This is a genomic window from Gordonia insulae, from assembly GCF_003855095.1.
Lineage (GTDB): Bacteria > Actinomycetota > Actinomycetes > Mycobacteriales > Mycobacteriaceae > Gordonia > Gordonia insulae.
Genome location: NZ_CP033972.1, coordinates 2,086,133 through 2,099,504, shown reverse-complemented (window position 1 = coordinate 2,099,504; position 13,372 = coordinate 2,086,133). Strand labels below are relative to the sequence as shown.

Annotated in this window: 11 protein-coding genes; 4 read left to right on the top strand and 7 right to left on the bottom strand. The window is 67.2% G+C overall.

The genetic code is table 11. The annotated features are described in order from the left end of the window. Positions 1 to 14: 14 nt before the first annotated feature. Entirely contained in the window at positions 15 to 908 is an 894-nt protein-coding gene (locus D7316_RS09460; protein ID WP_124708061.1) for a LysR substrate-binding domain-containing protein, read from the bottom strand. A 76-nt stretch (positions 909 to 984) separates the two neighbouring features. Here D7316_RS09460 and D7316_RS09455 point away from each other — a divergent pair, with 76 nt between their 5' ends. The 4 genes from D7316_RS09455 to D7316_RS09440 are packed head-to-tail and all read left to right on the top strand — an operon-like array spanning position 985 to position 4,436. Then, entirely contained in the window at positions 985 to 2,208 is a 1,224-nt protein-coding gene (locus D7316_RS09455) for an acetyl-CoA C-acetyltransferase (protein ID WP_124708060.1), read from the top strand. Continuing rightward, positions 2,205 to 2,975 carry a 3-oxoadipate enol-lactonase gene (pcaD, locus tag D7316_RS09450; RefSeq protein ID WP_124708059.1) on the top strand — a complete coding sequence of 257 codons (771 nt, stop codon included), beginning with the start codon at positions 2,205 to 2,207 and terminating at the stop codon, positions 2,973 to 2,975. Before D7316_RS09455 ends, pcaD begins: the two co-directional genes overlap by 4 nt. Next, positions 2,972 to 3,769 (top strand): CoA transferase subunit A, encoded by a 798-nt coding sequence (locus tag D7316_RS09445; protein ID WP_124708058.1) that lies wholly within the window; start codon positions 2,972 to 2,974, stop codon positions 3,767 to 3,769. Before pcaD ends, D7316_RS09445 begins: the two co-directional genes overlap by 4 nt. Before the next feature lie 10 nt (positions 3,770 to 3,779). Continuing rightward, positions 3,780 to 4,436 (top strand): 3-oxoacid CoA-transferase subunit B, encoded by a 657-nt coding sequence (locus D7316_RS09440; RefSeq protein ID WP_124708057.1) that lies wholly within the window; start codon positions 3,780 to 3,782, stop codon positions 4,434 to 4,436. Between the two features lie 145 nt (positions 4,437 to 4,581). On the opposite strand, the gene D7316_RS09435 is transcribed toward D7316_RS09440, so the two are convergent. From D7316_RS09435 to benA, 6 genes are all read right to left on the bottom strand, one after another. Continuing rightward, entirely contained in the window at positions 4,582 to 4,869 is a 288-nt protein-coding gene (locus D7316_RS09435; RefSeq protein WP_124708056.1) for a GIY-YIG nuclease family protein, read from the bottom strand. A 300-nt stretch (positions 4,870 to 5,169) separates the two neighbouring features. Continuing rightward, positions 5,170 to 7,833 (bottom strand): helix-turn-helix transcriptional regulator, encoded by a 2,664-nt coding sequence (locus D7316_RS09430; protein WP_124708055.1) that lies wholly within the window; start codon positions 7,831 to 7,833, stop codon positions 5,170 to 5,172. A 106-nt stretch (positions 7,834 to 7,939) separates the two neighbouring features. Then, complete coding sequence (locus tag D7316_RS09425) at positions 7,940 to 8,146, bottom strand: cold-shock protein (RefSeq protein ID WP_124708054.1); 207 nt, start codon at positions 8,144 to 8,146, stop codon at positions 7,940 to 7,942. Positions 8,147 to 8,374: 228 nt separating this feature from the next. Continuing rightward, the gene (gene benC, locus D7316_RS09420) at positions 8,375 to 11,170 is read right to left on the bottom strand and encodes a benzoate 1,2-dioxygenase electron transfer component BenC (RefSeq protein WP_124708053.1); all 2,796 of its coding nucleotides are present in this window, start codon (positions 11,168 to 11,170) and stop codon (positions 8,375 to 8,377) included. A gap of 12 nt (positions 11,171 to 11,182) precedes the next feature. Continuing rightward, the gene (gene benB, locus D7316_RS09415; protein WP_124708052.1) at positions 11,183 to 11,731 is read right to left on the bottom strand and encodes a benzoate 1,2-dioxygenase small subunit; all 549 of its coding nucleotides are present in this window, start codon (positions 11,729 to 11,731) and stop codon (positions 11,183 to 11,185) included. A gap of 201 nt (positions 11,732 to 11,932) precedes the next feature. After that, positions 11,933 to 13,288: a benzoate 1,2-dioxygenase large subunit gene (gene benA, locus D7316_RS09410; RefSeq protein WP_124708051.1), complete on the bottom strand. Its 1,356-nt coding sequence runs from the start codon at positions 13,286 to 13,288 to the stop codon at positions 11,933 to 11,935. Positions 13,289 to 13,372 lie beyond the last annotated feature (84 nt).

Genomic DNA, 13,372 nt, shown 5'->3' with positions numbered 1-13,372 from the left:
CGCGCCGGGCCCGGTCAGTGATCGTCCGCGGCGACCCGCCGCAACACAGTGAGGACCTGCTCGATCATCGGGGACGGCACGCCGGCCGGGCGCGCCACCGCGAGTTCGACGGTGGGTGCGCCGGGTATCAGCGGGAGGTACCGCACCCCGGCGACGCCGAGCGCCGCGGTCGGTTCCGGGACGATCGCCACGCCGAGTCCGGCGGCCACCAGCGTGACCAGCGTCGAGGTCTCGGCGACCTCATGCCGGATCTGCGGGACGAAGCCGGCGGCCGCGCAGATGGATGCCAGAATCCCGTTCATCACCGATCTGCCCTGGCCGGCATGGGTGACGAACTCCGCGTCACGGAGCTCGTCGATGTCGACGGACTCCCCGGCGCACCGCTGGTCGCCCTCGGGGAGGGCCACGAACAGCCGGTCGCGGCGAATCGTCTCGACGACGACCTCGGCGCCCCCGACCGGTGGCCGGAGCAGAGCCAGGTCGATCTGCCCGGAGATCAGGGCGGAGAGCTGCGCCGGGGCGAGCATCTCGCCGCGGACGCTCACGTCCAGTTCGGGCAGGTCCTGCCGGAGAGCGCGGACGAGTCTCGGCAACAGCGAGTAGGTCGCCGACCCGACGCAGCCGATGGCGAGCGTGCCCTGCCGGCCTTCCGCGACACGTTGCGCCTGTAGCCCCGCGACGTCGACCGCGTCGAGAATGGCCTCCACCCGTTCGAGATAGGCCTGACCGGCAGGGGTCAGTTCGACGCGCCGGGTGGACCGCACGAACAGCGTGACGCCGAGTTCTTCCTCGAGGTGGCGGATCTGCTGCGAGAGCGGTGGCTGTGCGATGTGCAGGCGCTCTGCGGCCCGTCCGAAGTGCAGTTCCTCGGCGACGGCGCGGAAGTAGCGGAGGTGACGCAATTCCATCATTGAGACTCTACGCATATCACTGAACGTGAAATGGATACTTCTCAATATCGGAAGGGGTTCCTATCGTGGATGTATGAGTTCCGGATCCGACGTCGTCATCTGTTCGCCGCTGCGCACCCCGGTCGGGCGTATGGGAGGGGCCCTCGCGTCGCTGACCGTCACCGATCTCGCCACCGGTCTGTTGCGTGAGCTCGCCTCCCGCACCGGTCTCGGCGACGGCGACGTCGATGACGTGATCCTCGGACAGGGCTACGCCAACGGGGAGTCGCCGGCCATCGGGCGTATCGCGGCACTGGACTCCGGGCTGGGCGTCGGCGTCCCCGGGATGCAGGTCGACCGGCGCTGCGGATCCGGCCTGCAGGCCATCCTCAACGGCGCATCGCAGGTGGCCACCGGCGGTGCGCGCCTGGTGGTGGCGGGCGGCGCGGAGTCGATGTCGAATGTCGAGCACTACGCCCTCGGGTTGCGCACCGGTGTGCGCCAGGGCGGCGTCGAGTTGATGGACCGCCTCGACCGCGGTCGTCTCACCGCGGGCGGCGACAGTCACCCGGTGCCCGGCGGAATGATCGAGACAGCGGAGAACCTGCGCGCCCGCTACGGGATCAGTCGCGCCCAGCAGGACGAACTGGCAGTGCGCTCACATCAGCGCGCGATCGCCGCGCACGAGGCCGGACGCTTCGCCGACGAGTTGGTGTCGGTCACGGTGCCGGGTCGCCGGGGCAAGCCGGACGTGGTCGTCGACCGTGATGAGCATCCTCGCGCCGACGCCACGCTCGAGTCGATGGCCGGGCTGCGTCCGATCCGGCTGAAGGTCGATCCCGAATCCACGGTCACCGCGGGCAACGCATCCGGCCAGAACGACGGCGCGGCGATGTGTGTGGTCACCACGCGCGACGAGGCGGTGCGCCGCGGACTCGATCCGATGCTGGCGCTGAAGTCCTGGGCCGTCACCGGTTGCGAGCCCGAAGTCATGGGGATCGGACCGGTCGGCGCGACCGCGGCCGCCCTCGACCGGGCGGGCCTCACCCTCGACGAGATCGACCTCATCGAACTCAACGAGGCGTTCGCCGCCCAGGCGCTCGCCGTGCTGGCCGAATGGAAGGTCGACGCCGATGATGATCGCCTGAACCCCAACGGTTCCGGCATCTCACTCGGGCACCCCATCGGCGCCACCGGGGCCCGCATCCTGGCCACTGCCGCTTACGAGGCGCGACGACGCGACGCGCGCCACGTCCTGGAGACGATGTGTATCGGCGGCGGGCAGGGACTCGCAGCGATCTTCGAGGTCGTCCGATGAGCGCCGTCGAGGTGGAAGCCGTTGTCACGGGCCGGCCCGATGGTGCCGCCGTGGTCCTGTCGAACTCGCTCGGCTCGACCTACCGGATGTGGGATGCACAGCTGCCGGCCCTGGAAGACCGCTTTCGCGTCATCCGCTACAACACCCGTGGTCACGGCGACTCGCCGGTCCCGCAGGGGCCGTACACGATCGATGACCTCGCCGACGACGTGATCGCCCTGCTCGACCGGCTCGGCGTCGAGCGCGCGCACATCGTGGGCCTTTCCCTGGGCGGAATGACCGCGATGCGCCTCGGCATCCGCGATCCCGGCCGGGTCGACAAACTCGCCTTGCTCTGCACAGGGGCGCAACTGACGCCGGCGTCGGCGTGGACCGACCGTGCGGCAACCGTCCGGGCCGACGGGAGCGCCGCGGTCGCCGAGGCCGTCGTCCAACGCTGGTTCACCGCAGAACACCTTGCCGCCGAGAAGGATTCGCGTATCTATCACGAGCAGATGGTCGCCTCGACACCCGCGGAGGGTTACGCCGGGTGCTGCGAGGCGATCGCTGTCATGGATCAGCGTGACGACCTCTCGTCCATCACCGCGCCGACGCTGGTGATCGCCGGGGCGGACGACCCCGCAACGCCACCCGCGAAGCTGGCGGAGATCGCCGAAGCCGTCAAAGACGCACGCCTGCTGGTTGTTCCGCATTCCGCGCATCTGGCCAATGCCGAACAGCCCGAGATCATCACCCCCGCACTGATCGAACACCTGGAGCAGTCATGAGCATCGACAAACTGGCCGGATCGGCCGCCGAGGCCGTCGCCGACATTCCCGACGGGGCGAGCCTGGCCGTCGGCGGATTCGGTCTCGCCGGCATCCCCTGGTTCCTGATCGAAGCGCTCCTCGATCAGGGGGCCGGCAACCTCACCATCGTGTCGAACAACTGCGGCGTCGACGGTGCCGGGCTCGGACTGTTGCTGGAGGCCCGCAAGATCGACAAGGTCATCGCCTCCTATATCGGCGAGAACAAAGAGTTCGGCCGCCAGTTCCTCGCGGGTGAGGTCACCGTGGAACTGACTCCGCAGGGCACGCTGGCCGAGCGGATGCGCGCCGGCGGCAGCGGCATCGGGGCGTTCTTCACGCCCACCGGGGTCGGCACCCTCGTCGCCGACGGTGGACTGCCGTGGCGGTATCACCCCGATGGCAGCGTCGCTCTCGCCTCGCCGCCCAAGGAGGTGCGCACCTTCAACGACACGCCGATGGTGCTCGAGGAGGCAATCGTCACCGATTACGCACTCATCCGCGCCGCCGTGGTCGACAAGGCCGGCAACTGCATGTTCCATGCCGCGGCGCGCAACTTCAATCCGCCCGCCGCGATGTCCGGACGGACCACGATCGTCGAGGCCGAGCGTGTCGTCGAGGTCGGCGAGCTCGCTCCGGACGCCATTCATCTCCCCGGCATCTTCGTCAAGCGGATCGTCGAGCTGACCCCGGAACAGGCTGCGCGCAAGGAGATCGAACAGCGCACCACCCGACCGCGACCCGGACAGCTCGACGCCGAGCCGGCCCATTCCTAGGAGAGATCACATGACCTGGACACGCACTGAGATGGCCGCACGTGCATCACTCGAACTCCGACGGGGCGACTACGTCAACCTCGGTATCGGGCTGCCGACCCTGATTCCCGATCACCTGCCCGACGACTCGGGCATCACGCTCCATGCGGAGAACGGCATCCTCGGTGTGGGTCCGTTCCCGTACAACGACGAGGTGGATCCCGATCTGATCAACGCCGGAAAGCAGACCGTGTCGGTTCTACCCGGTGCGTCCTACTTCGATTCGGCGACCAGCTTCGCCATGATCCGCGGCGGGCACGTCGACGTCGCGGTGCTCGGCGGCATGCAGGTGGCCGGCAACGGCGATCTGGCCAATTGGATGGTGCCCGGCGCGATGGTCAAAGGCATCGGCGGCGCAATGGATCTGGTCAACGGAGCAGGGCAGGTGATCGTGCTCATGGAGCACACCACCAAGAAGGGTGATCCGAAACTGGTCGCCGAGTGCTCGCTCCCACTCACCGGCCTGTCCGTCGTCAGCCGCGTCATCACCGATCTCGGCGTCTTCGACGTCAACGGGTCGGGTTTCGATGTGCTCGAACTCGCCACCGACGTTGATCTCTCCATCGTCGAGGCGAAAACCGGTGCGCCGGTGGTGGATCGGACGTCTGCGCCGACACCCGCTCGCTGACCGCGGTCTCGATACGCCGCCAAGACCGCTGGTCGAGTAGTCGACGCCGCCAAGACCGCTGGTCGAGTAGTCGACGCCGCCAAGACCGCTGGTCGAGTAGTCGACGAGCGCAGCGAGGAGACGTATCGAGACCACTCACGCGACGTCAACTCGGCCACCTCTTGCGCGAGAGCGCGGGCAACGCCTCCAGCCGTCCGCTGATGAGCGCGATGCGCTTGGCTCGCGACCACCCCTGAACGCGCTTCTCGAGTGCGTATGCCTCTGCGACGGATTCGCATTCGAGGCAGTAGACGAGCCGCACCGGTAGGCGTCCGCTGGTGTACCGAGCACCGCGGCCCAGGTTGTGCTGTTCGAGTCGATTGTCGATGTCACGGGTGCTTCCGACGTAGAAGCTGCCGTCGGCGCACTCGAGAATGTAAAGGTATGCCGCCATCGGGCCACTGTCCCGCACATGCCGACGACCGCTGACAATCGATCCACAGGTGTGGTCTCGATTCGTTACTCACTTCGTTCGCGACTACTCGACCAGCGGTGGGTGCGCGATGCTGTCGATGGTGGCCGGCGATCGTTTCACGGGTGTGGTCTCGATTCGTCACTCACTTCGTTCGCGACTACTCGACCAGCGGAAGGTGCGCCGAGACCGCTGGTCGAGTGGTCCGCCAGCGGAGGGTCGCCATGTTCGCTGGTCGAGTAGTCGACGAGCGCAGCGAGGAGACGTATCGAGACCCCCAGCTCACCGTCGGGCGGCGGCGAGCTCCGAGCGGGACCGGATGCCCAGCTTCGCATAGATGCGGGTCAGGTGATACTGCACGGTCTTCGGTGAGATGAACAGTTCGGCGGCGACCTCGCGGTTCGAGAGACCGCGGGCGACGAGCGCCGTCACCGATTCCTCTTGTGGCGTCAACCCGACCGTGTCACGGTCGCCGCGGGTGGCATTCAGACCGCCGGCCTTGAGTTCGCGTTCGCACCGTTCGACATACGTTGTCGCACCGAGGGACAGATAGATCTCGCGCGCGGTCCCGATAATCGCATCGGCGGCCCGGCGTTTGCCGGCCCGGCGCAACGTCTGCCCATAGGCGAAGTTCACGCGGGCCAGGTCGTAGCGAAGTGGCAGCCCATCGAGAAGCTCGAGTGCCTCGTCGAAAGTCCTTCGGGCCTGGTGTATGTCGCCGATCGCTCCGAGGTAGCGGCCACGGGAGTATTTCAGTCGTGCGGAGGCGGATCGGTGACCGCGTTCGGCGGCTCGTTCCTCGTATGGTCGCAGCAGCTGGTCGGCGGCATCGAGCTGACCGTCGATCACCAGTGCGTTCGCCAGTACGTCCACCCACGGCCACCAGCCGGGCTCGGCCAGCGCGGGCACCTCATCGGCCATGAGAACCAACGGTTCCAGGGTGCGCCGCACCTTGCCGTAGTCGGCAGCGGCCTCGGCGATCTGTGCGCGCGCCAGCATCTCGGGGATTCGCATGATCTCGTAGTCGCCGGCAGTGGTGGCGGCCTGCTGGACGACGAGTTCGGCCTGATCCCAGTCGCCGCGGAGCGAGTGGACCGCTGCCGCAGTCCAGTTCAGCAGCGGACTGGCCAGTTCGATGCCGCTTGCCCGCGCCAGCGCACGCCCCTGCTCGACTGTACGTAGGGCGGGTTCCCAGTCGCCGGTGAGGAACTGCGTCCGGGCCAACCAGCCCAACGCCCACAACGTGATCCGGGTCGAACCACCGAGATTCGCCATGGAGACCGCCGTCTCCAGGTTGCTGCGCGCAGCCCCGACGTCGTCGAGACCGAGCTGCAGCCATCCGCGACCCATCGTCGCGCGCTGTGCCTGCGCGCCGAAGCGTATCCGCTCGGCAAGCGCGGCGTACTCCGCGGTCGCCTCGGTCGGTCGGCCCGACCAGGCGAGCCCCAGACCGCGAATGACCGCCGCCTCGACGCCGGCAGGGGAGTGACTGCCCGCCATCGCGATCGCCCGATCGGCCCACTCGACCAGTTCGGTGCCCTGGCAACGCACCAGATTGTGCAGGACGAAGCGCTGCGCGATGAGTGCCGCGATGTCCGGATCACGGTCGAAGTTGACGATCGACCACGCCCGGTCGAGTCGGACCGCGGCTTCCGCGGAGCGGCCCCGCAGGATGGCCAGATACGCGAGAGTGGCGTTGCGCAATGGTGTTTCACGCAGGCTTTCCACCAGCGGAACCAGGGCGCCGGCGCCGATACAGTCACCTGCGGCGAGCAACGCGTCGACGGCGAGGGTGACGCGGGTGTCCCGCAGGAGGGGCTCGGCGGTCAGTCGGCCGGACTGGCGGAACAGCCCGGCCGCCTCCGCCCATGCGCCGTCGGCGCCGCGCCTACGAGCCAATCCGTCGAGGTCGTCGGCCAGTGCGGGATCGGAGGTCGGGGTCGCCGCAACCCGGTGGTGCAACCGACGCGCCGGGTCGGTGACGATCTCGGCGGCGCGGCGGTGCACGTCGCCGACGCTGCGCATGCCCATCACCTCGAGGACCGCGGATCGCGTCAGCGACGAGGCAAGGCGGGGTTGGGATTCCGCCGGACCGAGCCCGGCCGGGTCCGCGACCAGACCGCTGTCGACCGCGGCGTCGATCGCGGTCAGCGGGTCGTCGAGGCCGGCGAGTCCCACTGCGGTGTCGAGAGGTTCGATCGCGTCGAGCACGGCGAGCGCCTCGATGAGGGCACGAGCATCGGGCGTACAGTCCTGTAGCCGGCCGCGGACGTGATCGACGATGTGCGCGGGCGCGGGCAGTGCTTGCCCGCTGCTCGACCAGACCCGTGTGGGCACCTCGTCGAGGAGGGCGAGGATGTCGCGCGGGTTGCCGTCGGTATGTCGGCAGAGGGCGTCCACCATGCCGGGGTGCAGGACGAGGCCGCGCTTCGCGGCGAGATCGGCGACCGCAGCCGTGGACAACCCATCGAGTCGTACCTCGTCGGTGATCAGTCCCGAGATCGGTGGCCCGGGGGCCGTCATCGCGGCGACGACCAGCACCCGTCGTGATCGGTGTGTACGCGTGACCGACAACAGCGATTGCAGTGATTCGGGGTCGGCATGTTCGGCGTCGTCGATGACGATGATCGAGGGATCGTCGTCATCGAGCCGATCGATCAGCGTGGCGGCGTCCACGGTCGGGTCCGTCGGGCCCGCCGACTGCAACAGCTGGTGCAGAATCCCGCCGGCCGTGTGCTGTTCCCAGGCTGCGGCCTGCGCCCAGAGGGTACGTTGCGCCCCCTGCCGTTCCCGATGACGCTCGGTGAGTCGGCGGAGCACCGCGGTCTTGCCGATTCCGGTTTCACCCCGGACCACGACGAACTCGGGGCCGGTGGTGGTGTCGGCGCGGGTGAGGAGTTCGTCGATCTCCCGATCTCGTCCCACACATTCGGCCACGATCAACACCACCTCATCCTAGGTGGCCCGAGGTCGATCACCGTCCGGGTTCAGAAACGACAAAACGCCGCGCGAGACGAATCTCGCGCGGCGTTCGAAGTCAGATCGGCAGTGCTTAGAGCACCGTCACCGTCGTCGCCTGCGGGCCCTTGGGACCCTGCTCGACCTCGAAGGTGACCCGCTGCTGCTCTTCCAGGCTGCGGTATCCGCCACCCTGAATGGCCGAGTAGTGGACGAAAACGTCACCATCGGTGCTGTCGTCGGGAGCGATGAAGCCGAAGCCCTTTTCGCTGTTGAACCATTTCACGGTTCCTTGCGCCATAATGCTGGTACTTCTCTCTTTTTTACGAGCAGCATCCGTACGAATGCCGCCGGAAAAGCATCGCAGAAAAGCCCCTCAGAAGCAAATGCAGGCCTCGGAAATTCACTGGCGCACCGGCGAATTTCGGTTTTCGCGGCTCGGTTGCCCGTATCATCGCGCGCGGGCGGGAGGCTTTGGGCGCTGAAAGTGTCGGTGCCGCTGCCGAACCGCGTCCCCCTGGGTTCGGTCTCAGCCCGGGTCGCCGCCCGCCACCGGGAGTACGGTCCCGGTGATGTAGGTCGCCTCGTCCGATGCGAGGAAGCAGATCGCTGCGGCCTGTTCGTCGAGGGTCCCGTAGCGCTTCAGCAGCGCCGACGAGACGGTCTGATCGATGTGTGCCTGGAACCAGCCCTGTTCGAGTGCCGTGGTCGCCTCCGGCGTACCCCGGGAGATGCGCCGCGCGGGGGCCTCGGTGCCGCCCGGTGCGGTCGCGACCACCCGGATGCCGGCGTCGGCATACTCCATCGCCAGCGATGCCGTGATGGCGTTGATGCCGCCCTTGGCCGCCGAATAGGGGATGCGGTGGATGCCGCGGGTGGCCGCCGACGAGACGTTCACGATGACGCCTGCGCCGCGTTCGGTCATCGACGGGAGGGCCGCTCGGCACGCGTACAGGGTGGTCATCAACGATCGGTCGATCTCGGCGCGGATCTCCTGATCGCTGAACTCGGTGAAGGGTTTGAAGTTGATGGCGCCGCCAACGTTGTTGATCAGCACATCGATCCGCCCGTAGCGCTCCACCGCCGCCTGCACCACCGATGCGGCCCCCTCGTAGCGTTCCAGGTCGGCGATCGCCGCGATCGCGCCCGCCCCGGTGCCGTCGAGCTCGTCGGCCAACTCGCCGACGAGCTCCGAGCGGTCGGCGAGTACGAGCTTGCCGCCTTCCGCTCCGATTCGCCGCGCGGTCTGCGCACCGATGCCCTGTGCCGCGCCGGTGACCACCACCACCTTGCCGGCGAATCGGCCGGGAGTGATGAATCGTGGCCGCTGCGTGGCGATTTCGTCCGCCATCGCCCGACGCATCGTCTGCTTGGACCGGTCCGCATGGGCGGTGATCAGGGCTCGTGCGCCATCGCGATCGCCTGACTCGAACGCGGCGACGATGTCGACGTGGTCCCGCGCACACAGCGGGTGACACCACGTCGCGTTGCGCAACACCTCGCCCATACGCCCCTTGACGCCGAGCGCTTGATAGGCCGAGAGCAGATGATCGTTCCGGGTCAGCGTGAACAGATAGTCGTGGAAGTTCGCGTTGGTCTCGGTGTACTCGGCGGCATCGACGAACCGGTCGTCCTCGACGAACGGCAGTGTGGTCTCGGCCAGCAATCGGTACCCGGCCAGCTGTCGGCTGGTCAATCGTCCGAAGGTGAGTTCGAGGGCGCCGAGTTCCAAGGCCGCGCGGGCCTCGAACAGCGCGTCCGACTCATGGATCTCCGGATGCTCCTCGCCGATCTGATAGCCCTCCGGTGTCACTGTCGGTGGCTCGGTAACAGGTTGCGCCACAGCAGAATATGGTTCTGCCGGCGAAGCGGTCGATGTGGTGGATCCCGCGACGACGGCGGCAGTGGGCTCCGGCGCATGCAGCGCCACGATGTCGGCCGGGGCGAACACCTCCTGCCCCGCGATGCCGCGCGCCGGCACCGGCGCCAACACGCCCTCGTCGGGATCGAGGTCCGCTCCGGCGCCACTGCCGGTCCACATCTGCTGGCCTCCGATGCGCAAGCGCGTGTCGTCGTCGGGCGTGGTCGCAGGCGACTCCGGCCACGGGTCGATTTCGATGCGCGGCAGCGTGATCTGGCCGGCGATCGCACGGGCGTCGGCAGACGGGATCACCTCTTCGTCGGAGACGCTGATCGCGGGCTCGTTTGCGGCGGGTGGTGCGTCGGTGGTGACCGCCCCTGTCGCCGCGGGCACCGCGAGCGCGAACTTCTCGTAGTAGAAGCCGGTCGGCTCGATGCCGGCCTCGGCAACGTGCTTGCGCACCGACTCGACCATCGGTGGCGGGCCGCAGAGATAGATCGCGACGTCGCCGTCGTAGAGGTGGCCCGGCTCGATCAGGCTCATCACGTAGCCTTTGTTGACCGCGACGCTCGCCGGGTCGGAAACGCAGTGATCCCAGGTGAATCCGGGCAGTTCCTGTGCGAAGTACTCGATCTCGTCCAGTGCGACGAGGTCGGTGTCGGTCGATACCCCGTAGATCAGGTGCACCTTCCGGCGGCTGCTGTCGTCATGCAACTTGCGCAGCATCGCCAGGATCGGGGCCAGGCCGGTGCCGCCTGCGAGCAAGAGCACCGGCCGGGTCGCTTCCCGCAGGAAGAAGGAGCCATGTGGTCCGGTGAACGTGATGGTGTCTCCTCGCGTCGCCCGCTCCGTGAGGTAGGTCGACATCGCGCCGCCCGGCGTCAGCTTGACCAGGAAGACCAGCCGCTCCTCGTGCGGTCCGTTGGCGAACGAGTACGAGCGTGAGAGCAGTCCGCCGTCGCCGTCGTCCGTGCCCGGTACCGCGAAGTTCACGTATTGACCGGGCAGGAAGGCGAGGTCGCCCCTGTTCGGGATCTCGATGCCGACCCGGATGGTCGACTCGGAGAGTCGATCCAGGTCGACGACGGTGCCGGAGAACGAGGACGCCTGCGTTTTCGCGATGTCGGATGTTGCCGAGATCTGCAGTACCAGATCAGATTTCGGCTTCATGCAACAGGGTAGCGCGTAGCCGGCGTCGGATTCGTCGTCGGTGAGCGCATCCTCGATGTAGCTGCCGCCGTCGTAGTCTCCCGTCTCGCACAGCGCCTTGCAGGTTCCGCAGGCACCGTCGCGACAGTCGAGCGGGATGTTGATGCGTTGGCGGTAGGAGGCGTCGGCGACGGTCTGGTCCTCACGGCAGGTGATGAACCGTGTGACACCATCCTCGAAAGCCAACGCAACCTGATGTGTCCGCGCGTCGGCTCCGGTGGAGGCGGCCGGGTCTCGATCGGTCGTGACAGTCATGTCCCTGGGTTCCTAGAAGTGGTAGATGTCCACCACGTGGTGGATGTAGTCGTTCTTGAGCACGATCGTCTTGCGCCGGATCAATGGCTGCTCACCGGAGAAATCGATCGTGTAAAAGGAAGTGCCGTAATACGGGTCGACGGTGTTGTACCGGAAATACATGGTGTGCCAGTTGAATCGGATGTCGACCAGATCGCCGCGGCGCTCGATCACCTCGACGTTGCTGATGTTGTGACTTGTCCGCGGCTCGGGCAGCGACGTCGCCGACGATCGCTCGGTGCGGATGCGGAACACCCGGTCCTCCAGGCCGCCCTTGTTCCCGTAGTAGATCAACGAGATCTCGCGTTGCGGATTCTCGACGAGGCGATCGCGGTCGTCCCACGACGGCATCCAGTAGACGACGTCGTCGGCGTAGCACTCCAACCACCGCTCGAATTCGCGATCGTCGAGGTAGCGGGCCTCCCGATAGAGGAACTGCTCGATCATGTTCTGGGTGATGAGTTTGTCGGGGGACGTCGCGGGGGACGTCGCGGGGGTGGCCTCGGTGGGCGTGGTGGTCATGAGTGGTCCTGTCTGAGTGGTTCGGTGGTCTCGATACGACGCCTCGCCTGGCGGCTCGGTGTCTACTCGACCAGCGGTGGGGCGGCTCGGTGTCTACTCGACCAGCGGTGGGGCGGCTCGGTGTCTGCTCGAGCGGCGGTGGGGCGGCTCGGTGTCTACTCGAGCGGCGGTGGGGCGGCTCGGTGTCTGCTCGAGCGGCGGTCAGAGGCCTGCGGCCTTGCGCATCGTCTCCAGCCAGTAGCCGTGCTGGACCGGGTAGAGACCCTCGTCCTCGTTCTTGACGCCCGCGGAGATGACGCCGGTCATGCCCAGGGTCTCGGCGACCGGGTCGGGGCCGGTGAGCCAGTGCTCGGCACCGCGGCTCATGTCGTTCCACGGCGCCGCCTGCGCCCGGAAGGTGAGCTGGCAGGACCGGAACTCCTCGAGGTCGTCGGGGGTGGCCATGCCCGACGCATTGAAGAAGTCCTCGTACTGCCGGATGCGGTGCGATCGTGCCGCGTCGCTCTCGCCCTTCGGCGCGATGCAGTAGATGGTCACCTCGGTCTTGTCCGGTGCGATCGGACGGAAGTGGCGGATCTGCGTCGAGAACTGGTCCATCAGATAGACATTCGGGTACAGGCAGAGATTGCGGGAACCCTTGACCATGAACTCGCCCTTGGCGTCGCCGAAGGCCTCCTTGAGTTCGTCCATCTTGTCCCAGAGCGGCCGATCCTGCGGATTCGCGGCCCAGGTCCACAGGCAGAGGTGGCCGTTCGGGTAGGACCAGTATCCGCCACCGGACTTGCCCCAGCCGCCGGCGTCGAGTGCCTTGGTGTCGTTCTTCGACTCGCCGGTGCTGCGTCGTGACGTCGTGGCGGCGTAGTTCCAGTGCGTCGCGGTCACGTGGTACCCGTCCGCGCCGTTCTCCGCCTGCACCTTCCAGTTGCCGTCGTAGGTGTAGGTGGATGCACCACGCACTACCTCCAGTCCCTCGGGGGACTGGTCGACGAGCATGTCGATGATGGTGCGGGTGTCGCCGAGGTGGGCGTCGAGCGATTGCACGTCGGCGTTCAGGCTGCCGAACAGGAAGCCGCGGTAGTTGTCGAAGCGCGCCACCTTGGTGAGATTGTGCGATCCGTCGACGTCGAAGGTATCCGGGTAGCCCGCGCCGTCGGGATCCTTCACCTTGAGCAGGGTGCCGTCGTTGCGGAACGTCCAGCCGTGGAACGGGCACGTCAGGGTCATCCTGTTATCGGTCTTGCGGCGGCAGATCATCGCGCCGCGATGGGCGCACGCATTGATCAGGCAGTGCAGCTCGCCATTCTTGTCGCGGGTGATCATCACCGGCTGGCGGCCGATGTAGGTGGTGAAGTAGTCGCCCGGGTTGGGCACCTGACTCTCGTGCGCGAGATAGATCCAGTTGCCCTCGAAGATGTGCTTCATCTCCAGTTCGAAGATGTCCTCGTCGGTGAAGATGCGGCGATTGGCCCGATAGATTCCGGCGTCGCGGTCGTCGACGACCGCATCGGCCAGGACAGAGTGCACGTGCTGCATGTTGTCGGTGATCGACGCGGTCATGAGTTCTACCTCCAGGGATGTGGGCTGTCCCTTGCACTGTCGCACCACGTGTCACCGATCACACCAGGGTAATGACCAGTCCTG